Here is a 24,916-nt window from a genome sequence, read left to right as displayed (position 1 = left end):
AGCCGGGCCACCGGCTTCTTTTTAACGAACCGCAACTGGTGCAATTTCTTTCAGCGCTTGTTCGAAATCGCGCTCTAAATCGTCTGCATGTTCGACTCCCACACTAAGACGGAGCAGGCCATCAGTGATGCCGCGTTTTTCACGCTCTTCCTTAGGCATTGCCGCGTGAGACATCGTTGCCGGATAGGACAAAATCGATTCCACTGCGCCAAGGCTGACAGCGAAGACCGGAAGTGACACATTCTCGACTAATTTCTTAACGGCCTCTTTGCTTTCAAGCTCAAAAGATAGCACTGCGCCCGCTCCCTTCGACTGGCTTTTATGGGTTTCAGCGCCGGGATGATCAGACAGTCCCGGATAATACACGCGCTTGACCGCCGGATGCTTCTGGAAAAATTCCGCAAGCCGCTGGGCTGTTTGGCTCGCTTTCTCTAAACGAACCTGTAATGTTTTTAATCCGCGCAGGACAAGCCAGCAATCCTGAACGCCAAGGACGGCGCCGAACGCGTTTTGCAGCTTATATAGTTGCTTCCCAAGCTCTTCATCCTTGACAGCAGCCAAACCTGAGAGCACATCGCTGTGTCCGCTTAAGAACTTTGTCGCGCTGTGTAGTACAATATCCACGCCGAGATCAAGCGGACGCTGCAGAGCCGGCGTCATAAATGTATTGTCTAGAAAGGTCAGGCAGCCGTTTTCTTTTGCAAGCTGAACAACTGCTTTAATATCCGTAATTCCAAGTGTCGGATTTGATGGTGTCTCCATATAAATGACCTTTGTGTTCGGCTTGATATTCCGCGCCACTTCATTACGATCCGTCATGTCGACAAACGTATGCTCAATGCCAAACCGAGTCAGCACCTCTGTCACCATACGGAAGGTTCCGCCGTATACATCTTCTGTCACAAGAACGTGATCACCCTGTGACAGCAGTAAAAACGCTGTTGAGATGGCAGCCATGCCTGAGCTGAAAGCAAATCCCCTTGTTCCGCCTTCCAGTGCGGCAATTGTTTCTTCAAGAGCTGTTCTTGTCGGCGTGCCAGAGCGGCTGTAATCAAATGCGCCGAATTCTTCAAATGAAGATTGATGAAAGGTCGAGGCGTGCTGAATCGGCACACTGACCGCCCCGGTTGCGCCGTCTGTTTTAAATGGATTGTGCACGAGCTGGGTTTCCAGCGTCCAATTGTGATTACTCAAATGAAACAGCTCCCTCTTTGACCTGAGATAATGCCTGTTTTAGGTCCTCTTTTAAATCTTCCGCATGTTCGATTCCGACAGAAAAGCGCAGCAACCGATTGCAGACCCCGTTTGCGATACGGATCTCTTCAGGAATATCCATGTGCGTCTGGGTCGCAGGGTATGTAATGAAGCTTTCCACCCCGCCGAGGCTTTCTGCAAAACAAATGGTCTTCAGCGCTTTTAAAAATGGGTTGACCCACTCTTCTTTTTGCAGACGGAAGGACAGCATGCCGCCTTTTCCGGGATACAGCACATCTGAAATTTCTTCCTGCTCTTCCAAAAACGCCGCAAGCTCCTGCGCGTTTGCCTGATGCTGGCGCATTCTTAGGCTCAGCGTCTTCATTCCCCTCATCAAAAGCCACGAATCAAATGGCGGCAGGACGGCGCCGATCGCATTTTGATGCTGAAACATTTCCTCTCCGAGCTGCTCATCCTTTACCACGACAAGTCCTGCAAGCAGATCGTTATGCCCGCCTAAATACTTTGTTGCGCTGTGAATGACAATGTCCGCCCCCAGCTCAAGCGGACGCTGCAAGACCGGTGTATAAAATGTATTATCTACGATCAGCAGAAGACCGTGCTCCTTTGTAATCCGGGCAATACGTTCAATGTCCGCCTCCTGCATGAGCGGATTTGTCGGTGTTTCCACAAACACGGCTTTTGTATTCGGCGTTATCTTAGAGCGTAAACAGTCCTCATCGCTAAAATCATCATAATGAAAGGTCAATCCGTATTTTTTCCATTCATTTTCAAACAGACGGTACGTGCCGCCATATAAGTCCGATGAAACGATCAGTTCATCTCCGCTTTTAAACAGCGCCATAATCGTTTGGATAGCAGCCATTCCCGAACTGAAGGCAAGCCCTCTCGCACCGTTTTCTAAGTTAGCGATCGCGTCCTCAACAAGCTGGCGTGTCGGATTTTTTGTGCGGACATAATCAAATCCGGTTGATTCTCCGATCCCTCTGTGGCGGTATGCTGTTGATAAATAAATAGGAGCACTCACTGTCCCCGTGACTTCGTCGCTTCGGTTCCCAATTTGGGCTAATTTCGTTTCAACGTGCTGTGACATATAGCTGACACCTTCCCTTTTCAAAATAAAAACCCCTTCTTCATAAGAAGAAGGGGTTTAACGCTTCTTCTTATCTTCCAAGCATAAAAAACGCTTGCTGGATTTAGCACCTTGGCGCTTTGCACATGCAAAACAAGCCGGTTGCTGAGGTTTCTAAGGGCCAGTCCCTCCACCTCTCACGATAAGAAATATCGATTTCAATTTTCTGATTGTTTTATATTAGCGCAATTCACAGTTTATTTCAACACTTTTTTCTTCGTGTGCCGAACCGTTTAAAGAGAGAAATTTCTAATAATTCATGGTACAATAATTGAAAATGCAAGAAAGTATAGTGATGTCCTGGAGGAATGTTTTTATGGCACCGAAAAACGGCACAGTGCAAGAAAAGAAATTCTTTTCAAAAGAGCTTAATGAGGAAATGACCTTACTTGTTTATCTGCCGTCCAACTACTCCCCGCTTTATAAATACCATGTCATTATCGCGCAGGACGGCCACGATTATTTCAGGCTGGGGAGAATCGGCAGACAGGTCGAGGAATTGCTGTCGAAACGCGAAATAGACCGGAGCATTATTATTGGTGTTCCTTATAAGGATGTAAAAGAGCGCAGAAACACCTACCATCCGGAAGGTTCAAAATTTTCGGCGTATAAACGGTTCATCGCCCATGAGCTCGTTCCTTTTGCAGATGATGAGTATCCAACCTATCAGGTCGGTTACGGCCGAACGCTGATCGGTGATTCGCTCGGAGCAACCGTGTCACTTATGACAGCGCTTGATTATCCGAATATGTTTGGCAACATCATCATGCAGTCTCCCTATGTTGACAAACATGTACTAGAAGCCGTGAAACAGTCTGACGATATCAAACACCTCTCTATTTATCACCAAATCGGAACAAAAGAAACTGACGTCCACACGACAGACGGGAACATTCTGGACTTTACAGAACCGAATCAGGAGCTGAAACAGCTGCTGGAGAAGAAGCTTTCCGATTATGATTTTGAGCCATTTGACGGAGACCACAAATGGACATACTGGCAGCCGCTCATCACCCCGGCGCTGAAAAAAATGCTTTAACACTCTATCATACTTTATTTCCAGGAGGGACAGAATATGAAATACGGAATCGTTTTATTTCCATCAAAAAAGCTCCAAGACCTTGCAAACTCTTACAGAAAGCGCTATGACCCAAGCTACTCTCTGATCCCGCCACATTTGACGCTGAGAGCATCGTTTGAATGTGCGGAGGAGAAAGCGGATCAGCTCGTATCGCATTTGAGAAACATCGCAAAAGAGTCCCACCCAGTCGTTCTCAAATTGACAAAATACAGCTCATTTGCGCCTGTCAATAATGTCATTTATATTAAAGCAGAGCCGACGGAAGAGTTAAAAACACTCAATGAAAAGCTTTACACCGGTGTGTTGGCCGGCGAACAGGAATATAATTTCGTTCCGCATGTGACGGTCGGCCAAAATCTTTCCGACGATGAGCATTCAGATGTGCTGGGACAATTAAAAATGCAGGAAGTGTCGCATGAAGAAATTGTTGACCGATTCCACTTGCTTTACCAGCTGGAAAACGGATCGTGGACAGTTTACGAAACCTTCTTGTTAGGCAGAGGAGAATAATGTTTGGAAGCAGTGATCGCAAAAAATGAAGAACAACTGAAAGATGCTTTTTATGTAAGAGAAGAAGTTTTTGTCAAAGAACAAAACGTGCCTGCTGAAGAAGAAATTGACGAACTTGAAAATGAGTCGGAGCATATCGTCGTGTATGACGGCGAAAAGCCTGTCGGCGCCGGAAGATGGCGTATGAAGGACGGCTACGGCAAGTTAGAGCGCATTTGCGTATTGAAAAGCCACCGCTCAGCCGGTGTCGGCGGTATCATTATGAAGGCGCTCGAAAAAGCCGCTTCAGACGGCGGCGCTTCCGGTTTCATTTTAAACGCGCAAACACAGGCTGTGCCGTTTTACAAGAAACACGGGTATCGCGTGCTTTCTGAAAAAGAATTCCTTGATGCCGGCATTCCCCACTTACAAATGATGAAAGACTAAACAGCATCCGGGTCTATTAAGATCCGGATTTTTCCGCATATAAAAAAACCGTTCTCTCGTATGAACGGTTTTTTATACATATCGATTAATATATGTGCCCATTCCTTTTTCTCTCAATCTCTTATAAAGAGAGCGCTTACGTTTTGCCTCGTTTACTTTTCTTTCAGCAGCCGTTTGATTCTCCTGCTGTTTTTCCAGTTCTTTGTATACCCGCTGAAACGGGACATAGCTGATTTTTTCGGTTCCGGCATAATCCTGCTTATGTCCAATCGTTCTATTAGCATATTGAGCGTATTGCTGGTTTTGAATGTGACCTGCATATATCATACAATACCCACCCCTCTGCTGTCTCTTTTCCCTTAAACTTACTTTTTGAAACACATTTCTTTTGATATGATAGTCATTGTCTGTAATGAACACCTTTTGATTGGGAGGACCCCTTTTTGAAATGCGCCCGACTGAATGATCGAATTATACATTTACATACATATTCGAGAGAACATTATCAATTCCTCTTTGAAGAAGGAATAAAAGGACATTTATTTTGTTCTCATTGCGAAAAGCCCGTTTTGTTACGGCTTAACATCGCCGATCCGCCAGAGTTTATCCATCGCCAGCCAGGCGATTTCCCGGCATGTGAGGAGGCGTGTGCTCCGAAGCCCGCCAAAGAGGAAAAAAAAGAAGATGATCAGGAATCTGGTGTCATTCGTTTGCCCAAGGGAAAAGCGATCGCCGCTGAGCCGTCTCCAGCTGTCACGGAATGGCACCGTCCAAGAAGCATTAAACCAGGAACACCATTTGTGCCAAAAACAATAGAACCCGATACGAGCCTTTTTCCGTCTGTCGGTTTAAACACGGATCAGCTGAAAGCTGTCACGGAAACAGAAGGCCCGCTGCTTGTGCTTGCAGGTGCGGGGAGCGGAAAAACACGGGTGCTGACAGCCCGTGCCGCCCACATGATCGAACACTTAGGCATATCGCCGGAAAACATGCTGCTTGTCACCTTTACAACAAAAGCTGTCGCTGAAATGAAAGAGCGTATGGCGAACCAGTACGGATTACAGCAGGCAAAAGTCAGAAGACTAGTCACAGGAACATTCCACAGTCTGTTTTATAAAATCTTGTATCACTATGATTCTGCTAAATGGAACGGTGAGCATCTGCTGAAAATGGAGTGGCAGCGGGAACAATATATCAAAAAAGCACTCTATGAAGAGGGCATCGATGAGAAAGAGTTCCCAGTTGACCAAGCCCTGCAGCAGATCGGTTTTTGGAAAAACACTTATGTCCCAAATGAACGCATCCCTCTAAAAGATGAGTGGGAAAAACAAGTTTATCGTTTATATGAACATTATGAACGCCAGAAAAAAGAACATAGCCAATTTGATTTTGATGACATGGCTTCAGCCTGCTATGAATTGTTTGTCGAGCGGCCTGACCTTCTGGAACAATATCAAGCTCGGTTTACGTATATCTTAATTGATGAGTTTCAGGACATTAATCCGGTTCAATACAAAATCATGCAAATGCTCGCCAGCCCGGAGCAAAACCTGTGCTGTGTCGGAGACGATGACCAGTCCATCTACGCGTTTCGCGGCAGCAATCCGTCTTTCATTCTTGATTTCCAAAAGGATTATCCCGGAGCGAAGACGATCTATTTAACTGCGAACTACAGATCTACGCATCCGATCGTCTCTAGTGCTGACATCGTCGTGAAAAAGAACAAAAACAGGTATGCCAAAACGCTTGAAGCGGCCCGAGACGACATTCAGGTCCCTGTGCTTTTTTATCCTTACGACGAAGAGGAAGAAGCCACAATGGTCGTTTCCGATATCAAAGAAAAAATTCAAAACGGCGCCAGTCCAGAAGACTTTGCGGTTCTTTACCGCACAAACAGCGGGGGCCGCGCTATCTATGAAAGGCTTCATCAATCGTCAATTCCGTATACAGCTGACCGCGGCGTCCAATCGTTTTATAGCAGACGGATCGTCCGTCAGATTCTCGCCTACTTGTATGCAAGCCAAAATGAGGATGACACTGAAGCGATTAAGCACTTGCTTCCCGCCTTGTTTTTAAAGCAGTCCGCTTTGAATACGCTGAAGGCGCTCTCGATTACCGAAGACTGCTCGATGATTCAAGCGCTGGCCAAACTGCCTGATCTGAAGCCGTTTCAGCTTGACAAAATCAAGAAAATCGTACCGTTTTTCGCAAGCCTGCGCACGATGAAGCCTGTAGAAGCCATCACCTTTGCAGAAGGAAAGATGGGCTTCTCCGAGTATCTAAAAAAACGGGGCAATGAGGGCAACAAGCTAGAAAAAGGCTCCGATGACCTGCGTGATATCAAGGTCGTCGCCAAGAAGTTCAAAACGATTCCTGACTTTCTTGCCCACGTGGATCATATGAGGGCCGCTGAGAAAAACAGAACGGATGAACATGGCGTTCAGCTGATGACCATTCACCGTTCAAAAGGCCTTGAATTCAAAACAGTCTACGTGTTAGGCACTGTAGACGGCTCAATTCCGCACGATTTCTCATTAGAAACGGCAAGAAAAGGAGACGAGGCCGCTCTTGAGGAAGAAAGACGCCTTTTATATGTAGCGATGACCCGGGCGAAACAGCATTTATATTTGTCTTGCCCCGCCAACAGGCGCGGCAAAACAGCCAACCGCTCAAGATTTTTGTATCCCCTTCTACAAAAAGCAAGACAGCCCTTGCATCATTAACAGCCCGGCAGATTACTGCCGGGTTTTTACCGTAAAAAAAGGCCTGCTGCAGTGAATCAGCCAGGCCATCTGCTTATTTATTATCCATCATTTTAGAAATCGTGCCAAAATCAAGCTTTTCTTTTCCGCTTGTAATAGATTCTACAATTTTATCTTCTAATTCTTTTGGCACGCGTCTGTTTGCCAGCTGCGCTACGCGGTTAATGACACTGCGCACTGTATTTTCATCTTTAAAATTAGCGTTTTGGAGTGATCCGGCAAGATTCATTACATCCTGCATCTTCACACCTGTTTTCTTTTCGATATTCTTAAAAAATTGATTATCCATAATGCGCCTCCTTTTGGCGGAGTAATACAGTATTGTATGAACACCCAATGAGTAGTGTGCCTATTTAAAGTTGATTTTCTGACATTATGTTTTGTTGGCATAGTGTAAGGAAGCGCGGGACATTCCCGCACTTCCCTCTAAAGTTTTAGCAGAAATAAGATGCACCTACGATGATAAGAAGGATGAACAATACGACTAAAAGAACAAATGTTGAACCGTAGCCGTAGCCGCCTCCGTAACCGCCTGCATAGCCACCGTAGCCGCCGCAGCAGCCACCACCGAATCCGTATCCAAAGCCCATAGATAAGCACCTCCTTTACTCTCTATACACTATGTGAGCTGCTTGGATTGGCTTGGATATTCGCATAGGGCGTTTGCGGATTTACGATTGATCATATTGAGCTTGATGTTTTTTAAGTAAGGCCTCCGTTTTTTCAGCCAGCGCTTCAATCTCATCTTCAAATTCCAAACCTGCTTTATCAAATGCATCCAAGTCTTTTCTGATGCGGCCCATCGTGTCTTCATGCTCTTTTTGCTTTTGTTCGTGCGGTTCATACCTTCCTTCTATCCATTTTTCAAACTCATTCACTTTGATCCCCCCGCTTATGATATATGCCGGTTGCGGCCGCCCTGTTAAAAAACAAAAAACCGGAGTTCTCCGGTTTCTTTGCCAGGCTATTGAGGCTTTTTCTTTTTATTTCCGCACCCGCAGCCCTTCTTTTTTATCTTTTTTGATTGATACGATGAATCTGTATATGGAGATTTTTGGGAAGGTTTATTATATTGATTCATTTTTGCTCCCTTCCTTTCCTTATGTCATATATGCTACTTTATGCGTATCCTGACGGAAAGTTGCTGGTGGGAATGCCTCATTCCTGCAGCCATTTTGATACAAGCGTTTCTATGATGCCGGCAAGGCCCGCGATCGCCAAAAGTAAAATCAGCCACTGCGCTGCTTGCGGGATCAACGCCTGGCATAAAATCAAAAAGCCGGCGCACCATACGCCTGTGCACCAATAGCAGCTCAGCAATTCCCCTATAAACGCCCTGAGACCAGTTCCTTTAATCACGATATAAGTTTCAATGTTCCCGTCCGCATCCTTTTCCTCCTTCTCTTCATGAAACAGACTGCGAAGCGGCGCCATAATCGTGTCAAACACCAGCAGGCGGGCGAGCCGAAAGACCGCAAGCGATAGAAGAACAATTGTCAGCCCATTAATAACCACTCGTTCACTCCTTTGCCAATCATAATCCCTTCACATATATGCCAAAACCCTATTCTTCATGAATTGTATCTTGTCCGGCGGAAAATTGGTTATTTTTATTATTCCGCTCTGCACCCCATTTGCATTATATAGAGTATGGATAAGAAAGGAGTGAAGGTTATGTCATTTGAAGAAAAAATCGAATCCCTGCACCCTGCAATATTTGAGCAATTGTCAAGCGAATTCGAGCAGCAGATCGAAGTGATTGATTGCGAAAATATCACAATAGATACGTCACATATAACATCTGCCCTTTCTATACAAGCCTTTGTGACAACCATGATTATCGTGGCGACTCAGCTCATTATCGCCGACGAGGATTTGGCTGACGCAGTGGCAAGTGAGATTCTTATTCTCGATAGCTCACAAATTAAAAAAAGAACCATCATTAAAATTATCAACAGCCGAAATATCAAAATCACTTTGTCTGCTGACGAGATAATAACCTTTGTACAAATCTTGCTTCAGGTGTTAAATAGCATTCTCAGTGAACTAGACGTCCTTTAACCCTTTCTTTTTCACAAACTTATAAGACGAGGTGAAAACAAATGTCAGATAATGACAAATTAAAAGAAGAGCTTGCGAAGCTTCCAGAAGTTGATCCAATGACGAAATTGCTGGTCCAAAATATATTTTCTAAACATGGTGTGACGAAAGACAAAATGAAAAAAGTATCAGACGAAGAAAAAGAAATGCTCTTGAATCTTGTAAAAGACTTACAAGCTAAATCACAAGCGCTAATAGAAAACCAAAAGAAGAAAAAAGAAGAAGCAGCCATGCAAGAGCAAAAGAACGAAAAACCGCTAAGCCGCAGAGAGCAGCTCATTGAACAGCTCAGACAAAGACGGCAAAACAATAACAATTCAAATTAATCATAAAAAATAGGGAACTTCATCAGGATATATGCCTCAGTCAAAGTAAGAGGCTCGCTCATTTAATAACAGTAAAAGAAAAGGAGGAATAGATATGGAAAGCAGACCATACTCTTGGGTTGCACTTGATCCTGACTGTGACCATCCGTTAGAGCACAAAGAGAAAGAAAAAGAAGAAAGAAAATGCAATTGTGATATTTGCTGCAATAACAATGGGTTTGGCAATGACAACGCCTTTATCGACCAAGATCTAGCGCAGGCAAATCTCAACAAACAAGTCTCAGATGAGACAATTATTATTAGAGATTCTTGTGACATCAACGTTTCATCTACAGACGTTCAAGCCGTAACATCAGTTGTAACAGCACTTAATGCCGCAGTCGTAACGGCTACTCTGACATCCATTGCAGACGGCGTAATTGCCGAATTAGTCGCACAAGATTTGTTACAGCTTACAGCTAACAAACAAGTAAACCGCCAAAAACTTCTCATCGAATGCTCCCGCGGCGTAAACGTCACAACAGTAGATGCTGATATCGCAACCCTTATCTCTACAGCAACAAATACCCTCGTAGCCATCCTAGTTATCACTCTTGTCCTCTAGGACCTAAAAGCAGAGCCAAAAACGCTCTGCTTTTTCTTATTTTCCAAGCATATGATGAATATATAGACGTTCACCCACACCAAGTGGGGCACGGGTACATATGTTGTTAAGGACTAAAGTCAAATACCCTATAAAGAAGGAGCTGAAATCAATGAGCTGCGGAAAAACCCATGGCCGGCATGAGAACTGTGTATGCGATGCAGTGGAAAAGATTTTAGCAGAGCAGGAGGCAGTTGAGGAACAGTGTCCGACTGGCTGCTATACAAACCTTTTGAATCCGACAATTGCAGGTAAAGACACAATTCCGTTTCTCTTGTTTGATAAAAAAGGCGGATTGTTCTCCACATTCGGAAACGTGGGGGGATTTGTGGATGATATGCAATGCTTTGAGTCCATTTTCTTCCGCGTTGAAAAATTATGTGATTGCTGTGCAACCCTGTCGATTCTACGCCCGGTCGATGTCAAAGGCGATACCTTAAGTGTTTGCCACCCTTGCGACCCGGATTTCTTCGGGCTTGAAAAAACAGATTTCTGCATTGAAGTGGATCTTGGATGCTTCTGTGCCATTCAGTGCCTGTCGCCAGAGTTAGTTGACAGAACTTCGCCTCATAAGGATAAAAAGCATCATCACAATGGATAAACACTTGTAAAGAGGAATCCCCTTCCAAACTCTATTACGGGTGTAAATCATTCAGCTGCTTCCAGCGTGAGGCAGCTGACTCTCCATCATTTCGCCAGTCTCAAATTTATAAGGCAGGAGGGATAATATGAGCCAGAAAACATCATGCTGCGTGCGTGAAGCAATAGAAAATATTGAAGAACTGCAAAACGCTGTTGAAGAGGATTGCCCGACAAGCTGCCATTCAAAGCTTTTGTCACCAACCCATTCGCTAGGCGATACAGTGCCTTTCGTACTATTTACATCAAAATCAAATCCTTTGGTCGCTTTCGGAAATGTCGGCGAACTCGATAACGGCCCTTGCTTTAATACAGTATTTTTCAGAGTAGAAAAAGTTCATGACAGCTGCGCAACTCTGTCATTATTAATCGCATTTGACGAACACAAACACATTTTGGACTTCACCGATAAAGATACGGTTTGTGAAGTGTTCAGACTTGAAAAAACGAACTACTGTATTGAAGTAGACTTAGACTGCTTCTGCGCAGTCAACTGCTTAAATCCTCGATTAATCAATCGTACACATCATCATCATTAATCATAAGCTGGAAAAGCTTGCAGGCCTGCAGGCTTTTCTCTATGTAAAAAAGCTGCCCGGGAACATCAGCCGGGCAGCTTTTTTCTTTTCATTTTCATTAAAAACCGAGCGGGTGCAAAGAGGTGATTTCATCGATTGCCAGCTCGGTCGGGGCTCCGTTTCCGGTTGTTCGAAGCAGGACGGAATCATTTCTTCTTCCGACAATTACGCCTCTGTACGTTCTTCCATTGGCTTCAATCAGACAAAGCGCTCTCGGCATGTTATGAGGCAGCTTTGTTAAAAAGTCAATTTTTTCGTGAATCGTCATCTTGCTCATCGGTTTTTTCACTTTTCGTGCCGGCGGTGCTTTTTCCTCCGCTTTATCAGCACTATGGACAGCTTCCGGTTCTTTCTCAGGCTTCCGGGCCTCAAGTGCAGGCTCTTCCTTTTTTTCTGCTTTCGGGGGCTCGTGTTCGACGGGTTCTTCTACGGCCTGCGGCTCTGCTTTCTCCTCCGGCTGGTTCTTTATGTTCTCTGGCTCCCTCACCTCTTGTGTATACTGACTCACTGGTTCGGCTTCAGGCTTTTGGTCTGCTTGCAGGACATCCTGTGCCACGGCTTCCTCCTGCTGCTTCTCATGGTAAGCCGGCTTTTCCTCAGCTTTTGGAGGAGCGGGTTTGTCGGCCTTTCTTTTGATGACAATCTCCTGCATGGATGACCTTGTGGTTTCTGCATAATCCGGCTGAACAATATACATGAGCGGTTTTTTATCCGCGTTTCTTTTCTTATTAGACATCTTCATCCCTCCGATTGTGTCATATTCTATCTATATGACAGAAAGCTGAAAATCAGAAGAAATAAAAAAGCAATCCCTATTCGGGATTGCTTGATATAGATCCTGCTTAGCGGGCAGTGATATGGAAACCTGAATCAACGTGAAGATTTTCACCTGTAATCCCGCGGGACATATCGCTGAATAAGAACGCAGCTGTATCGCCCACTTCTTCAGGTGTTGTCGTGCGGCGAAGCGGCGCACGCTCTTCGATATCTTTTAAAATGGAGTTGAAATCGCTGATGCCTTTAGCAGATAATGTTCTGATCGGACCGGCAGAAATGCTGTTAACCCGGATATTTTCTTTTCCTAAGTCAGCAGCTAAGTATTTCACACTTGCATCAAGAGAAGCTTTCGCTACACCCATGACGTTGTAGTTTGGCATCACAAGCTCTCCGCCCAGGTACGTCAAAGTGACAATGCTTCCGCCTTCAGTCATCATCGGACGTGCCGCTTTAACAACAGCAGTCAGAGAATATGAGCTGATGTTATGAGCCAAAAGGAAGCCATCACGATTTGTGTTTAAGTATTCGCCGACAAGCTCTTCTTTGTTGGCAAACGCGATACAATGCGCGATACCGTGGATTACACCGACCTGCTCCTTAATGCTTGCGAAGCAAGTTTCGATTTCTGCGTCGTTTGTTACATCGCAAGGAAGGATGATGGAATCGTTGCGGTCTAACGTTCCGGCAAGCTCATGAACAGATTTCTCCAAGCGTTCGCCTGCATATGTGAAAATCAAACGTGCACCCGCTTCATGCAAGGAGCGCGCAATGCCCCACGCGATACTGCGTTTGTTGGCTACTCCCATTACAACAATGTTGCGGCCTTCAAGTGAAAAATTCATATGTATAAAGCCTCCTATATTTAATAAAGACATAGTATTAGTACCTGATCTTAATTCCTATCATATCATAACCTTGTCCAGATGAAAAGCGCATACCGCAGCAAAGCAAAAGAGATCACCATCAGCTGGTGATCTCATCGGCTTGTTTTTAAGCTGTTTCGTTTAAAAGCGAAATGGTTTGTCGGCCCGTGTCCCGATCCGATGCCGAGCGTATTTTCCACCGCTTCGCGGACAAAGTTGGCCGCAACCTCAAATGCCTGATGGATGCTGTCTCCTTTAGCCGTTTGGGCCGTTAGAGCCGCAGCAAAGGTGCAGCCCGTGCCGTGCGTATGCTTCGTATCAATATAAGGATGGGTGATTTGCATAAACATGCTGCCATCAAAAAGAAGGTCAGTAATGTGATGATCCTCAGGCTGATGCCCGCCTTTGATAATGACATGCTCCGCACCCATCTTGACGAGCTGCTCCGCTGCTTTTTTCCGGTCATCCAGCGAGCTGATTGTCATTCCTGTCAGCGTTTCTGCTTCCGGGACATTCGGCGTAATCGCGTAGCTTCTTGGAATGAGCAATTCCTTTAAGGTGGCAACTGATTCATCATGCAGCAAGGATGCACCGCCCTTTGCAATCATAACCGGATCAACAATTACACGATTGAATCCGTACTCGTCAATTTTTCTCGCCACTTCTTCAATCATGTCGGCATTCCAGAGCATTCCCGTTTTGATTGCGTCCGGTCTTAAATCCTCAGCAACAGCATCAATTTGCTGTCTCAGCGCCTCTACAGTCAGCGGATGCACCCCATGGACACCAAGCGTATTTTGAGCGGTGACCGCCGTAATCGCAGACATTCCGAATACATCAAGCTCTTGAAAGGTTTTAATATCTGCCTGTATCCCTGCGCCTCCGCCTGAATCGGATCCGGCTATTGTTAATGCTTTATATATACTCATTACACTACACTCCTTTTATTACCCGATCCATTTATGATAAATGGATTTTGCCCGGGCAATATCATTCGTTCCATGGATCAAAGCTCTGCCGTCCCGGAACAGCACCATTTTCATATCATCCGAGCGGCAGGAAATCAAATACGGGTTCGAGGCTACTTCAAGCCCGGCCTGTCTCAGCTGACCGGCAAGCACTTCAAGATCCGCTTCTTTTGTAATGGATGATCTGATCTGGACCGTGTTCCTGCCGCACAATACAGCCGCTTTTGTTTGGTTTTCATATGACAAAAACGGAAAATCCCTTGTGCCGCAGCTTGGGCATTCGTCATGTTTGAGACTCGCCGCACTCACTTCTGACCGCTCGTTTTTCCACAAGTCAAAGGAGCGCAGCACCGGCTCGCACTCTTCTCCCGTCAGCAGCTTCAGCGCATCTGTTACCTGAAAGACTGCTACCTGCAAAACTGCCGGACTGATGATGCCGGCTGTGTCACACGTTGCTCCGCCAATCGGAAGTGTATCGAGCAAGCAATGCAGGCAAGGGGTAGATCCCGGCACCACGGTAAAGGTGAGGCCGTAGCTCCCTACACAGGCACCGTAAAGAAAAGGAATCCCTTCTTTTACCGCAGCATCATTTACGATCAGGCGGGTTTCAAAATTATCAGCCGCATCCACAATAATGGAGGCGTCCTTAATCAGCTCGAAGACATTTTCCGCTGTCACATCCATGACAAGGCCAGTCACATCGACATCGCTGTTAATCGAACGGAGACGATGCTCCGCAGCGGCTGCTTTCGGCATTTCTTTTTTGACGTCATCTTCTGTATAAAGCTGCTGGCGCTGGAGGTTGCTCCATTCCACATAATCTCTGTCGGCAATTTTCACAGAGCCGACTCCCGCCCTCACCAGCATTTCTGCACTTGCTGTTCCGAGTGCGCCGGCGCCGATAATCACGGCGCGCGCTTTCTTCAATTTTTTCTGGCCGGATGGGCCGATCGGAGCAAACAGCTCCTGCCTGGAATACCTGTCCGTCATACAGGAAGACCTTCTCCCGGACTGCTTGCCGTTCCGTATTGCTTAAGCGGGATTCGGCCCGCCTCATAAGAAAGGCGTCCTGCTTCCACCGCGAGCTTCATGGCGCGAGCCATTTTCACAGGATCGTTTGCGCCTGATACAGCCGTATTGAGAAGCACGCCATCCGCTCCAAGCTCCATTGCATATGCCGCATCTTTAGGCGATCCGATCCCCGCATCCACGATGACAGGCACTTTCGCCTGTTCAATAATAAATGACAGATTCAAAGGATTTAAGATTCCTTGTCCCGATCCAATCGGAGATGCACCCGGCATGATGGCATGAACGCCAAGCTCCTCCAGCTTTCTCGCCAGCACAACGTCATCCGACGTGTACGGGAGCACAATAAAGCCCTCTTCAAGAAGCTGTTCAGACGCTTTCAATGTCTCAACAGGGTCAGGCAGCAAGGAACGGCTGCATCCGATGACTTCAACTTTAATCATGTCACAAAGGCCTGACGCTTTCGCCAGCCTTGCAATCCGAACCGCTTCTTCAGCAGTGCTGGCGCCCGCTGTATTCGGCAGAAGCGTATATTTGGATAAATCAAGCTGTTCCAAAAAATTCGGCTGAGATGCTTCAAAGATGTTCATTCTCCGCACAGCAAAGGTTAAAATATCAGACTCGGAAACAGCTACTGCTTCCTTTTGAGTTTCAAACGATGGGTATTTCCCCGTGCCCAGCAGCAATCTTGATTGAAATGTTTTTCCGCCAATTGTTAACATGCTCATCCGCCTCCTACAAAATGGACAATTTCAATGACATCGCGATCACAAAGCTCAACCTCGGGATAGTGTTCTTTCCCGATTATTTCTTTATTTCTTTCCACGATAACGATTTTATTTTCGAGCTGATAAGACGCCAGCAGGTCTTGTATTGTACCTGCGTCTTTTTCCCACTTCACGTCTTTACCGTTCAGCTGTAGCATCATATCTGAACCGCCTCCTTGCGATCAATTCGGAATGCGTGCAGCCAGTCTTGGTTGACCTCTTTATTCATGATGAGATCACTGATCAAAGCGCCAGTTGCAGGAGCAAGCAGGATCCCATTTCTGAAATGGCCCGCCGCAAATAAAATACGGCTGTCCTCAGGATGTCTGCCGATGTACGGTTTTCCATCCTTTGTTCCCGGCCGGAGTCCCGCCCAAAAACGATCCACCTTCATATTTTGTATAGCCGGCAGCATCGTTTTCGCTTTTTTCATAACCGACTCCAATCCGCCAAGATCAGGTGTTTCACTCCAGTCCCCAGGCTTCATTGTCGCGCCGACAACCAGTCTGCCGCTTTTTCTCGGTACGATATAGCAATGGTCATGATAAAGCGTTTTTGTCAGCGGGATATCATCATTCCAAACGGACAGGCACTCCCCTTTTACAGGAAAAAATGTGTTGTTCAGCCCGAGCTGTTTAAAAAACATCCCGCTCCACACCCCGCTGGCAACGACAACATGATTAGCCCATACATCTCCGCTCGGGGTCTTGATGGACAGAGCTTCACCGTCACGTTCGACATGCAGGACGGGCGTATGCTCAAAAATCTCCGCCCCAAGCGCTTTCGCTGCTTTCGCATATGCCTTGCAAACGTAATAAGGCTCAACATGCACATCATCCTGAATAAAAGATGCACCCAAGATGTCACCAGACGCATGCAGCTCTTTTTCTAAAACCTCTTCTTTTGTATACCAGCTGACAGAGTCCAAATCGTCCATCTGTCTCAGCCGCAGCACATCTTCTTCAGAAAATGCAAGCTTAAACATACCGCCGTTATGCTGCCTGATGTCCACACCGGATAATGCATAAAGCTCTTCTTCCAGACCTTTGTACAGACGCTGGCTGTGCATAGCGAAATCAAAAAATGCGTCACGTTCCTCGCATTCGGCATGGGCGCCCAGCATTCCGGCAGCGGCACTTGTCGTTCTGCCGCCCACTGTTCCGCTTTCAAATAATGCGGTGCTTTTGTTTTCCTTTGCCAAATGATAAGCAATCGCGGAACCGATAATTCCGCCTCCAATCACCACTGCATCATAATGCCTTTTCATAGCGCATCTCCTTTAGCTTGCGGGAATATCGTCTGGCTGCTTCCAAGGGCTCAGCGGAAGAGAAAATTCCTGACATGACAGCGATGCCGTCTGCCCCTGCTTGTTTTACGTCTTTTAACCTTTCCGGTGTCATCCCCCCGATGGCTATAACCGGGATGGAAATCCGCTGTTTGATATCTGACAGCAAAGACACTCCTCTGCCTTCAAGGCCCTTTTTGCAATCCGTTTCAAACACATGGCCGAATAGCACGTAGTCGGCGTCTTCCTTTTCTGCTTGAACCACTTCCTCCAGTGAATGCACCGACCTCCCGATATGAAGGTGTGGAAACCTGGCTCTGACCTGCTTCGGTGAAAAGCTGGTGCTTGGCAGCTGTACGCGATGAATGGTAGAAAAAAGTGCAATATCCACGCGCCCGTTCATCACCAGTTTTCGTTTATCTATACCGCCTTCAAAAATAAGCTCGAGCAGTTTCAAAATATCCGCCGCCGATTTTGAGCGTTCCCGAATGTGAATAAAATCAACTTCATTCTGAATCGTAATGATGATTCTCGCTAGCTCTTCTACTGGCTTGCTGTCATCCGTTATGGCGTGAAGCTCCACATTCCTCCACCTCTTTTATGGCGCTGTCAGACCAGCCTTCTTTTCGATAGGCCATTCCCCAAAATTGATATTCATAGAAGCTGGAGATGACAAAATTCTCTTTCATCTTGGCACGCACTTCCTCCGTGCTGTTTTCCGCCAGCTCATCAAAGCGGTTGATTTGCTCCTCAACCTGTTGTCTAAACCAGTCACCGCCGTACGTCCCAATCCACTTTTGATAAATCGGATGCCCTGGATCGCAATGCAGCAATTTCTCACCAACCTCGTAATAAAGCCAGTAGCATGGCAGCAGGGCCGCTAAGATTTCTGCGAAATTCCCGCTCAAAACCGAACGATACATATGGGATGTATAAGAGTACGCCGTAGGAGACGGCTTAAACGCCTTACGCTCTTCCTCGCTGATTTCCAACAGCTCGGCAAACTCGCGATGAAGCGCCATTTCCGCCTCATATGTACCTTGGGCATGGCTTGCCATCCGCCCCGTTGTATAAAGGTCCTTCGCATAAGCAGCGCCAAATGACTGCACCTTTGCAAAATGCGTTAAGTAATAGGAATCCTGAAGCACATAGTATTTAAAACGGTCAATCGGAAGCGTTCCGTCACCGATTCCTTGAACGAACGGATGGACAAAGCTCCCTTCCCACCATTCTGCGGCTGCGCTGCGGCATTCTTCTGAAAACTTCACAAATCATTCCCCCTCTGAAAATAAAAAAACCACTTTCCCGCAAGGAAAAGTGGTTTGGAATTGGCATAGTAAAATAACACAAATACCGCTCCACTTCCCTACGCAGGTCTGAACCTGTTCAAGTTATGAGGGTCTAAAAGTCACACTTTTATCTCAGCCCTTATGAAGGACACCCCTAGTGGTTAAACGAATACATATTGAATTGTTCTGCACCTCTATATTAACACGAATCCTTATTTGGTCAAGATTTATCCTTCCAATGTTTTCTTAAGATCCGTTACGTATCCCCGAGATCCGGTGACAATTAAGCGGTCTCCAAGTTTCAGCCTTGTATCCCCATGAGGAACAATGCTGTCCACACCTCTGAAGATCCTGACAAAGATGACGTCGCCGGTTAAAGGGAATTCCCGTAAAATCACACCGTCGTATTTACTGTTCTCCATATTAATTTGATACAGGGAAGACTCCTGGTTCGTGAGCAGCTTCATGACGCCAGGCGCTTCAATCAGAGCGCGAAGCAGCGTTTTTGTCGACAGCAGAATAGAAAAGATGCTGATTCCCTGCTTCTTCAGAACTGCTTCATGCTCCGGTGATCCTACGCTTGCAATGACTCTTTCTGTGCCTTTTTCTTTTGCAAGTAATGCAATGTCTGCATTCATATCTTCATTCCCGGTCGCCACAACGAGGATATCCGTTTCAAAAATGCCGAGTGATTCAAGCGTCTCGTGTTCATAGTCAGAAATTGTTTCAACAGCAAACACTGATTCCGACAGCTTTTCCTCTGCATTCTCTTGGTAGACGTGCACAACACGCACGTCATACTCTTCCTCTGGCAATTCAAGTGTGACAGGCAAAGTCATTTGATTGGCGCCGATGAACGTAATCGTCTTTTTCTCCTCCGGCTGCTCTTCCCGTTTGTACAACTTTTTAAAACAGATCGGCGTAAAAATACTTGCGATGACAGCTACTAAAATGAGCGCTCCTGACATATTTGCGCTGATCACGTGAAGCTGCTGGCCGATTGTTGCCGCTGCAATCACGAGCGAAAGCGTTGATGTCAGCAGAAAACCGGACGCGAAAATGGTTCGGTTATCATACCACTTCTTTAGGTACATGACAGGAATGATTTTGCTCACTAACAGCGCCAGAAGCAAAAGCGGGATCATGATTAAAATTGTTTTATCCTGGAAAAGAGTCCAAATATCAAGCTTCACACCGACCATCACGAAGAAAATCGGTATTAAGAACCCATAACCGAATGAGTCCAGCTGCTGAACAAGTTCTTTGTTTGGCGAAAGCAGGGAAACAAGAACCCCCGCTAAGAAAGCGCCGAGAATATTTTCCGCCCCAAGTGATTCAGACAGGGCAACGAGTACAATAATTAACGTAAAAATGGCACGCGTCCCAATCTGGATCGTCCCTTTTGACATGGATTGAACAAAAGAACGATGTTTGAAGACCCTGCCGAAAAAGTAAAGCACCACTCCGGCCGCAAACAGGATCATCAGGAGCCACATGTTTCCGCTGTCCTCTCCGTATAAAGAAGAAAAAACAGCAAGAAGAATCATCGTAGCCAAATCAGCAATAACAGCAACGAGCAAAATAATCTGCCCGATATTCGAATTCATGATCCGTTCTTCTTTTAATGTTGGAACGACAACGCCTAACGAAATCGTTGAAATAATAAGGGTCATCAAAAATGCATTTTGAATAAAACCCGCCAAGACGAAGCCATAGGACAGCAGCAATGATAAAATAAAAATACCGACGAAAATAATAGATGCCGCAGCAAACGTATTAGGCGCTTCCTTGCCGTTCGGCAGGAGCTGCTTTTTCTTCCCTTTCTCAAAAGATGAAAAATCAATTTCAAGCCCGCTTAAAAACATTAAAAAGATAAATCCGAGCATAGAGAGTGTTTGGAGCCAGGTGTCACCCTCCACAACTAAATTAAGGCCGCTTTTCCCAATAATCAGCCCCATAATGATTTCAGCAACAACAACCGGGATGCTGAGTTTAAACCGATGCAAAAGGATGGGTGTCAAAAATGCAACGATAAGTACAACAACTAAAGATGCGACAGATGTATGCGCCATAATCAGAACCTCCTTTTTTAGTCAGGGTTATGCTAGTTCTCAATCAAAGAACAAAACCTCATTTTTAAAAAACATAACGCGATTTTAACAAGGGTCATGATGAAAAATAAAGTGATAAGGTCTTAATCCTGTTTAGAAAATGATTCTTCTTCTATAATTTGCACATAAAAGCTTGTGATGACTCACAACACTTTGCTTCATAATAAATAAAACAATCGGTAAGGAGGATACCGCATGGCTTACGATATCATCAGCGATATTCATGGCTGCTATGACGAAATGACTGCATTAATCCAAAAGCTTGGTTATACAATCAAAAATGGAGTACCTGTCCACGAAGAAGGCAGGGTGCTTGTTTTTGCCGGAGATTTAACTGACAGAGGGCCCAAATCGATAGAGGTCATCCGATTTGTAGCCAGCGCTTACGAAAAAGGCGCTGTACGTTATGTCCCGGGAAACCATTGCAATAAGCTGTACCGCTACTTAAAAGGCAATCCAGTAAAAGTAATGCATGGTCTCGAAACAACAGCGGCAGAGCTTGAGGAACTTTCCAAAGATGAGAGAAAATCAGTCAGCGAACAGTTTATGAAGCTGTACGAAACAGCGCCGCTTTACGACATCTTACATAATGGAGAATTGGTTGTCGCCCATGCTGGCATAAGAGCTGACGATATTGGCAAATATACCCGCAGAGTGAAGGACTTTGTGCTTTACGGTGATGTGACAGGTGAAACATATCCGGACGGCAGACCCGTCAGGCGTGATTGGGCGGCAGCCTATAACGGAAAGACATGGGTGGTATACGGCCATACACCAGTGAAAGAGCCTCGGAAGGTTAATCGCACCATCAACATTGATACAGGCTGCGTGTTCGGAAATAAACTGACAGGCTTTCGCTTTCCAGAAATAGAAACCGTCTCTGTTCCAAGCTCCCTGCCTTACGACGAATCAAGGTTTCGCCCCAAATAAAAAGGAGAGAATCAATGATTCTCTCCTTTTATCAGTTTTCTCATATCCTGAGGCAATGAAGCATGAAACGTCATGTTCTCCTGTGTCAGCGGATGGATAAACGAAAGATGCTCGCTGTGCAGAGCCTGCCGGCCAATGTCCCGTCTCGTTCCGCCGTACAGTGTATCGCCGCACAACGGGTGCCCGAGATAGCTCATATGAACACGAATTTGATGGGTTCGTCCAGTCTCAAGCTGCAACGTCACCGAGCTCATATCGTCATGTGCACATGTGACATAAAAATGCGTAACAGCCTTCTGGCCGTCTGGTGTTACCGTCCGTTCAATTATACTGTCAGGATGTCTGCCGATCGGGGCATCGACTGTTCCCTCCATCTGCGCCATCCGCCCATGAACCACTGCTGCATACCGGCGTTTCACGAGTCCGTTTTTTTGCGCTGACGATAAAATGGAGTGGGCAAATCGATGCTTGGCAACAAGCATGACTCCCGATGTATCCCGGTCTAGCCGGGTGACAAGATGAACTGTCGCCCTCACTCCGTTTTTTTGATAATGATGAATAATTCCATTGGCAATGCTGCCAGAGGGGTGCTCTCTCGAAGGGATTGATGACACATACGGCTGCTTGTTTATCACAAGCACATGTTCATCCTCATAAAGAATATCGAGCGGAACAGGCTCTGCCAGCAGCGTCTCGCTCACCTGTTCCTCAGGAAACTTCACGATAAGAAGATCTCCCTCTTTCAAAATGGCTTTAACCGTCACATGCTCGCCGTTGATCAGCAGGTCTCCCCCGCCAAACTTAATATCGGTCAGCAGACGTTTTGAAATTCCGAGTTCCCCGGCATATTCTTTTACAGTCATCCCGTCCTCGGCGGAAGTAATGTTCTTTCTGATATAAAAATGCTCCACGATACGTCCTCTTTCTATTCACCTTTTCCGATAAACGAATCCTGGACTCTTTTCCAAAATGGAAACGGACGGAATCTCGCAAACCGCACTTTTTCGGATGCAACCTGGCAGCGGATCGACTTCACATCCTTATGAAGAAGGGTTAAATGGTCAATCGTCACTTGAAAGTCAACTTCGTTTCTCGGCTTAATCATGCAATCATGATGGGATGGGAGAAGCAGAGGTGATCCGACCGTACGGAACACGCGGTTATTAATAGATGCCATTTCCGCAAGCTGGATCGCCCTGATAGACGGATGGATTATCGCTCCGCCCAGCGCCTTATTGTAGGCTGTGCTGCCTGATGGCGTTGACAGGCAGAGGCCGTCGCCCCGGAAGGTTTCAAAGAGCTGCCCCTTAATTTCCACATCAGCAACAAGGCTTCCTTCTATGCTTTTAATCGTACATTCATTCAAGGCTAAGTATCTTTCTTCCCGCTCGTTTTCGTGATAGGTCACAATGACTTCGAGAAGCGGATATTCGACAGTATGATACGGCGTTTTCGCAATTGCGAGAACAAGTTTTTCAATTTCATGAGGAACCCAGTCGGCATAAAACCCCAGATGACCTGTGTGAACACCGACAAATGCTGTTTTGTCCAAGCGGTCGCTGTATCTGTGAAAAGCATACAAAAGCGTTCCGTCGCCTCCGACTGAAATAACGATTTCCGGTTCATTTTCATCCAGTTCCATATCAAAATCCAATAAATACGCCTGTATTTTGCTTTTCAGCGTATCAGAAACTTGATCTCCTTTTGATGATACGGCAAATTTCATGCTCTTCTTCCCCTTTACCTATTGTTGCTCGCTTCCTTTTTTCTTTCTTGAAAAGGCAGCTTGAGCTTCCTGTACTTCACCCCTGATCTCCGACATCTCTTCATCAAGCCGGGAAGCCGCTTCAGAAGCGCGCTGAAGCCTTAGTTTCACTTTTTCAGGAATGTTTCCGCTGTATTTATAATTCAATGAATGCTCAATGGTCGCCCAAAAATTCATCGCCAGTGTACGGATCTGTATTTCCACGAGAACATGCTTTTCCCCGGACACCGTCTGCAAAGGATATAGTACAACAAGATGATAAGACCGGTATCCGCTCTCTTTATGTTCCGCAATATAATCCCTCTGATCCACAACGGTGAAATCTTTTCTGGCAAAAAGCATCTCTTTTACGATTTGGATGTCATCGACAAATTGGCACATGATTCTAAGGCCAGCGATATCCTGCATGGTTTCAATTTCATGCAGCGGTATGCTTTTCCTTCTCGCTTTTTCAAGTATGCTTGCCACAGGCTTGACGCGTCCGGTCACAAATTCGATCGGTGAATGGTCGTCCTCGTATTCATATAGTGTGCGGATCCCCTTGAGCTTCACTTTCAACTCTTCGACAGCCTGGCGGTACGGCACTAAAAAACGCTCCCATTGTTTGTCATCCATCATACATCCCCCAATTCCGAACCAGTTTCTATAAAAACACGCGTTTCACTTTTTCTTCCATCTCTTCTCCATAGTTTGCGTTATCTTTTATATTTTCTAAAAGATATTCCAGCTCCTCATGCAGGCCTGCCAGTTCAATCGTTTGGTCTCCTGCCTCTAATAAGACCGGTATTTTTTGTGCATGGGCCTGCTTCAATTCCGGCCATATATGTTCCTTTATAATGACATATTCAAAAGAATCAGCTAATTCAATTATGTATACAAAAGCAAAGTGGTCAGAATCAACAAGCATTTGACCTGACGGCTTGCGTTCCGCTTCGTTTCCTTCTGTCTGACAGGCAAGGCGAAGCTGATCATCCGATAATGTTGCGTTCAAAATTTCGATTCTGTTTTGCATAATGCTCTCCTTTTTAAACAAAGTTCAGATTCATTTTATCATATCAAGCTCGATATTGATAAACCAAACATCTAAAGAGATAATAGTAAAAATAAGATTTGCAGGGCGGAAAGGAAGATCATCATGACCCAAGAAATTGAAATCGAATTTAAAAATATGCTGACCAAACAAGAATTCAAAAACATAACAGCGGCACTCCAGCTGACAGAACAAGATTTTACAGATCAAAAGAATCATTATTTTGATACAGACAGCTTTGCGCTGAAACAAAAACATGCAGCGCTTCGTATCCGCAGAAAAAACGGAAAGTATGTCCTTACATTAAAAGAGCCGGCTGATGTGGGGCTTCTGGAAACGCACCAGCAGCTTTCAGAGGTATCAGATCTAGCTGCATTTTCAGTTCCCGAGGGCCCTGTGAAGGACCAGCTGCACAAGCTTCAGATCGATACGGATGCCATTCGATACTTTGGATCTTTAGCAACAAACCGAGCGGAAAAAGAAACAGAAAAAGGCTTAATAGTTTTAGACCACAGCCGATATTTAAATAAAGAGGACTATGAAATTGAATTTGAGGCGGCGGATTGGCATGAGGGCAGACAAGCCTTCGAGAAGCTGCTTCAGCAATTCAGCATTCCTCAGCGCGAAACCAAAAATAAAATTCTGCGTTTTTATGAAGAAAAACGAAAGTCTATATAAGGTGGAATGACA

The 24,916-nt window shown here is 45.7% G+C and carries 32 protein-coding genes and 2 riboswitches; of the genes, 11 read left to right on the top strand and 21 right to left on the bottom strand.

Features of this window, described 5'->3' with window-relative positions; all coding sequences use genetic code 11:
* Window positions 1-21 precede the first annotated feature (21 nt).
* Window positions 22-1,194, bottom strand: coding sequence for a cystathionine beta-lyase (metC, locus tag ACQXR1_RS17540; protein WP_134975735.1), 1,173 nt, complete (start codon window positions 1,192-1,194; stop codon window positions 22-24).
* Window positions 1,187-2,308: a cystathionine gamma-synthase/O-acetylhomoserine thiolyase gene (metI, locus tag ACQXR1_RS17535; protein WP_040083807.1), complete on the bottom strand. Its 1,122-nt coding sequence runs from the start codon at window positions 2,306-2,308 to the stop codon at window positions 1,187-1,189. Before metI ends, metC begins: the two co-directional genes overlap by 8 nt.
* Window positions 2,309-2,375: 67 nt before the next feature.
* Window positions 2,376-2,496, bottom strand: a riboswitch (SAM riboswitch).
* Between the two features lie 167 nt (window positions 2,497-2,663).
* Here metI and ACQXR1_RS17530 point away from each other — a divergent pair.
* From ACQXR1_RS17530 to ACQXR1_RS17520, 3 genes are read left to right on the top strand one after another with little or no spacing between them, the layout of a single operon-like run.
* Window positions 2,664-3,386: an esterase family protein gene (locus tag ACQXR1_RS17530; RefSeq protein ID WP_040083426.1), complete on the top strand. Its 723-nt coding sequence runs from the start codon at window positions 2,664-2,666 to the stop codon at window positions 3,384-3,386.
* A 36-nt stretch (window positions 3,387-3,422) separates the two neighbouring features.
* Window positions 3,423-3,938, top strand: coding sequence for a YjcG family protein (locus ACQXR1_RS17525; RefSeq protein ID WP_014663564.1), 516 nt, complete (start codon window positions 3,423-3,425; stop codon window positions 3,936-3,938).
* Window positions 3,939-3,941: 3 nt separating this feature from the next.
* The gene (locus ACQXR1_RS17520) at window positions 3,942-4,364 is read left to right on the top strand and encodes a GNAT family N-acetyltransferase (protein ID WP_069838988.1); all 423 of its coding nucleotides are present in this window, start codon (window positions 3,942-3,944) and stop codon (window positions 4,362-4,364) included.
* A 72-nt stretch (window positions 4,365-4,436) separates the two neighbouring features.
* Here ACQXR1_RS17520 and ACQXR1_RS17515 read toward each other — a convergent pair whose 3' ends face one another.
* Entirely contained in the window at window positions 4,437-4,691 is a 255-nt protein-coding gene (locus ACQXR1_RS17515) for a hypothetical protein (RefSeq protein ID WP_040083429.1), read from the bottom strand.
* 116 nt (window positions 4,692-4,807) lie between these two features.
* Here ACQXR1_RS17515 and ACQXR1_RS17510 point away from each other — a divergent pair, with 116 nt between their 5' ends.
* Window positions 4,808-7,087: an ATP-dependent helicase gene (locus ACQXR1_RS17510; RefSeq protein ID WP_014663561.1), complete on the top strand. Its 2,280-nt coding sequence runs from the start codon at window positions 4,808-4,810 to the stop codon at window positions 7,085-7,087.
* Window positions 7,088-7,160: 73 nt separating this feature from the next.
* Here ACQXR1_RS17510 and spoVIF read toward each other — a convergent pair whose 3' ends face one another.
* From spoVIF to yjcA, 4 genes are all read right to left on the bottom strand, one after another.
* Complete coding sequence (gene spoVIF, locus ACQXR1_RS17505) at window positions 7,161-7,415, bottom strand: sporulation-specific transcription regulator SopVIF (protein ID WP_014479471.1); 255 nt, start codon at window positions 7,413-7,415, stop codon at window positions 7,161-7,163.
* Window positions 7,416-7,560: 145 nt separating this feature from the next.
* Window positions 7,561-7,716, bottom strand: coding sequence for a YjcZ family sporulation protein (locus ACQXR1_RS17500; protein ID WP_040083431.1), 156 nt, complete (start codon window positions 7,714-7,716; stop codon window positions 7,561-7,563).
* Between the two features lie 81 nt (window positions 7,717-7,797).
* The gene (locus ACQXR1_RS17495; RefSeq protein WP_227098387.1) at window positions 7,798-8,004 is read right to left on the bottom strand and encodes a hypothetical protein; all 207 of its coding nucleotides are present in this window, start codon (window positions 8,002-8,004) and stop codon (window positions 7,798-7,800) included.
* A 280-nt stretch (window positions 8,005-8,284) separates the two neighbouring features.
* Complete coding sequence (gene yjcA / locus ACQXR1_RS17490) at window positions 8,285-8,641, bottom strand: sporulation protein YjcA (protein ID WP_014663557.1); 357 nt, start codon at window positions 8,639-8,641, stop codon at window positions 8,285-8,287.
* A 159-nt stretch (window positions 8,642-8,800) separates the two neighbouring features.
* Here yjcA and cotV point away from each other — a divergent pair, with 159 nt between their 5' ends.
* The 5 genes from cotV to cotZ all read left to right on the top strand — a co-directional run bounded on the left by cotV (window position 8,801) and on the right by cotZ (window position 11,373).
* Window positions 8,801-9,187 carry a spore coat protein CotV gene (cotV, locus tag ACQXR1_RS17485; protein ID WP_095432609.1) on the top strand — a complete coding sequence of 129 codons (387 nt, stop codon included), beginning with the start codon at window positions 8,801-8,803 and terminating at the stop codon, window positions 9,185-9,187.
* A 41-nt stretch (window positions 9,188-9,228) separates the two neighbouring features.
* Window positions 9,229-9,552: a spore coat protein CotW gene (gene cotW, locus ACQXR1_RS17480; RefSeq protein ID WP_095432610.1), complete on the top strand. Its 324-nt coding sequence runs from the start codon at window positions 9,229-9,231 to the stop codon at window positions 9,550-9,552.
* Window positions 9,553-9,646: 94 nt separating this feature from the next.
* On the top strand, window positions 9,647-10,156 hold the full coding sequence (gene cotX, locus ACQXR1_RS17475; protein ID WP_095432611.1) for a spore coat protein CotX: 510 nt from the start codon (window positions 9,647-9,649) through the stop codon (window positions 10,154-10,156).
* Between the two features lie 151 nt (window positions 10,157-10,307).
* Complete coding sequence (gene cotY / locus ACQXR1_RS17470; protein WP_014479465.1) at window positions 10,308-10,796, top strand: spore coat protein CotY; 489 nt, start codon at window positions 10,308-10,310, stop codon at window positions 10,794-10,796.
* Window positions 10,797-10,923: 127 nt separating this feature from the next.
* Window positions 10,924-11,373, top strand: coding sequence for a spore coat protein CotZ (cotZ, locus tag ACQXR1_RS17465; RefSeq protein WP_014663552.1), 450 nt, complete (start codon window positions 10,924-10,926; stop codon window positions 11,371-11,373).
* A 97-nt stretch (window positions 11,374-11,470) separates the two neighbouring features.
* On the opposite strand, the gene cotO is transcribed toward cotZ, so the two are convergent.
* From cotO to ACQXR1_RS17415, 10 genes are all read right to left on the bottom strand, one after another.
* Window positions 11,471-12,154, bottom strand: a complete 684-nt coding sequence (gene cotO / locus ACQXR1_RS17460) for a spore coat protein CotO (RefSeq protein ID WP_083252817.1) — start codon at window positions 12,152-12,154, stop codon at window positions 11,471-11,473.
* A 100-nt stretch (window positions 12,155-12,254) separates the two neighbouring features.
* A complete protein-coding gene (gene fabI, locus ACQXR1_RS17455; RefSeq protein ID WP_003232896.1) occupies window positions 12,255-13,031 on the bottom strand; it encodes an enoyl-ACP reductase FabI in 777 nt (258 codons plus the stop codon).
* A 134-nt stretch (window positions 13,032-13,165) separates the two neighbouring features.
* Window positions 13,166-13,981, bottom strand: coding sequence for a bifunctional hydroxymethylpyrimidine kinase/phosphomethylpyrimidine kinase (gene thiD, locus ACQXR1_RS17450; RefSeq protein WP_430772572.1), 816 nt, complete (start codon window positions 13,979-13,981; stop codon window positions 13,166-13,168).
* A gap of 18 nt (window positions 13,982-13,999) precedes the next feature.
* On the bottom strand, window positions 14,000-15,010 hold the full coding sequence (gene thiF / locus ACQXR1_RS17445) for a thiazole biosynthesis adenylyltransferase ThiF (RefSeq protein ID WP_430772571.1): 1,011 nt from the start codon (window positions 15,008-15,010) through the stop codon (window positions 14,000-14,002).
* The gene (gene thiG / locus ACQXR1_RS17440; RefSeq protein WP_014663548.1) at window positions 15,007-15,777 is read right to left on the bottom strand and encodes a thiazole synthase; all 771 of its coding nucleotides are present in this window, start codon (window positions 15,775-15,777) and stop codon (window positions 15,007-15,009) included. Before thiG ends, thiF begins: the two co-directional genes overlap by 4 nt.
* Window positions 15,774-15,974, bottom strand: a complete 201-nt coding sequence (thiS, locus tag ACQXR1_RS17435; protein WP_083252840.1) for a sulfur carrier protein ThiS — start codon at window positions 15,972-15,974, stop codon at window positions 15,774-15,776. Before thiS ends, thiG begins: the two co-directional genes overlap by 4 nt.
* The gene (gene thiO / locus ACQXR1_RS17430) at window positions 15,974-17,083 is read right to left on the bottom strand and encodes a glycine oxidase ThiO (protein WP_243571969.1); all 1,110 of its coding nucleotides are present in this window, start codon (window positions 17,081-17,083) and stop codon (window positions 15,974-15,976) included. Before thiO ends, thiS begins: the two co-directional genes overlap by 1 nt.
* Window positions 17,067-17,684 carry a thiazole tautomerase TenI gene (gene tenI, locus ACQXR1_RS17425; protein WP_430772570.1) on the bottom strand — a complete coding sequence of 206 codons (618 nt, stop codon included), beginning with the start codon at window positions 17,682-17,684 and terminating at the stop codon, window positions 17,067-17,069. The genes thiO and tenI overlap by 17 nt, the downstream gene beginning before the upstream one ends.
* The gene (tenA, locus tag ACQXR1_RS17420) at window positions 17,659-18,369 is read right to left on the bottom strand and encodes a thiaminase II (RefSeq protein ID WP_103031884.1); all 711 of its coding nucleotides are present in this window, start codon (window positions 18,367-18,369) and stop codon (window positions 17,659-17,661) included. Before tenA ends, tenI begins: the two co-directional genes overlap by 26 nt.
* Window positions 18,370-18,447: 78 nt before the next feature.
* A riboswitch (TPP riboswitch) is annotated at window positions 18,448-18,556 on the bottom strand.
* Window positions 18,557-18,617: 61 nt separating this feature from the next.
* Complete coding sequence (locus ACQXR1_RS17415; RefSeq protein ID WP_430772569.1) at window positions 18,618-20,462, bottom strand: monovalent cation:proton antiporter family protein; 1,845 nt, start codon at window positions 20,460-20,462, stop codon at window positions 18,618-18,620.
* A 234-nt stretch (window positions 20,463-20,696) separates the two neighbouring features.
* Between ACQXR1_RS17415 and prpE the strand changes: the two genes are divergently transcribed.
* Window positions 20,697-21,431 carry a bis(5'-nucleosyl)-tetraphosphatase PrpE gene (gene prpE, locus ACQXR1_RS17410; RefSeq protein ID WP_430772568.1) on the top strand — a complete coding sequence of 245 codons (735 nt, stop codon included), beginning with the start codon at window positions 20,697-20,699 and terminating at the stop codon, window positions 21,429-21,431.
* 11 nt (window positions 21,432-21,442) lie between these two features.
* On the opposite strand, the gene ACQXR1_RS17405 is transcribed toward prpE, so the two are convergent.
* From ACQXR1_RS17405 to ACQXR1_RS17390, 4 genes are read right to left on the bottom strand one after another with little or no spacing between them, the layout of a single operon-like run.
* On the bottom strand, window positions 21,443-22,342 hold the full coding sequence (locus ACQXR1_RS17405) for an RluA family pseudouridine synthase (protein WP_430772567.1): 900 nt from the start codon (window positions 22,340-22,342) through the stop codon (window positions 21,443-21,445).
* A gap of 14 nt (window positions 22,343-22,356) precedes the next feature.
* Window positions 22,357-23,157, bottom strand: coding sequence for an NAD kinase (locus ACQXR1_RS17400; protein WP_003232918.1), 801 nt, complete (start codon window positions 23,155-23,157; stop codon window positions 22,357-22,359).
* Between the two features lie 18 nt (window positions 23,158-23,175).
* Window positions 23,176-23,811 carry a GTP diphosphokinase gene (yjbM, locus tag ACQXR1_RS17395; RefSeq protein ID WP_003245294.1) on the bottom strand — a complete coding sequence of 212 codons (636 nt, stop codon included), beginning with the start codon at window positions 23,809-23,811 and terminating at the stop codon, window positions 23,176-23,178.
* 28 nt (window positions 23,812-23,839) lie between these two features.
* Window positions 23,840-24,208 carry a hypothetical protein gene (locus tag ACQXR1_RS17390; RefSeq protein WP_014663540.1) on the bottom strand — a complete coding sequence of 123 codons (369 nt, stop codon included), beginning with the start codon at window positions 24,206-24,208 and terminating at the stop codon, window positions 23,840-23,842.
* A gap of 123 nt (window positions 24,209-24,331) precedes the next feature.
* Between ACQXR1_RS17390 and ACQXR1_RS17385 the strand changes: the two genes are divergently transcribed.
* Window positions 24,332-24,904, top strand: a complete 573-nt coding sequence (locus tag ACQXR1_RS17385; RefSeq protein ID WP_103031882.1) for a CYTH domain-containing protein — start codon at window positions 24,332-24,334, stop codon at window positions 24,902-24,904.
* Window positions 24,905-24,916 lie beyond the last annotated feature (12 nt).

The sequence above is a fragment of the Bacillus sp. ATD genome (assembly GCF_050585765.1).
GTDB lineage: Bacteria > Bacillota > Bacilli > Bacillales > Bacillaceae > Bacillus > Bacillus stercoris.
Note: the sequence above shows the minus strand (reverse complement) of the source record. Positions and strands in the feature narration are given on the sequence as shown.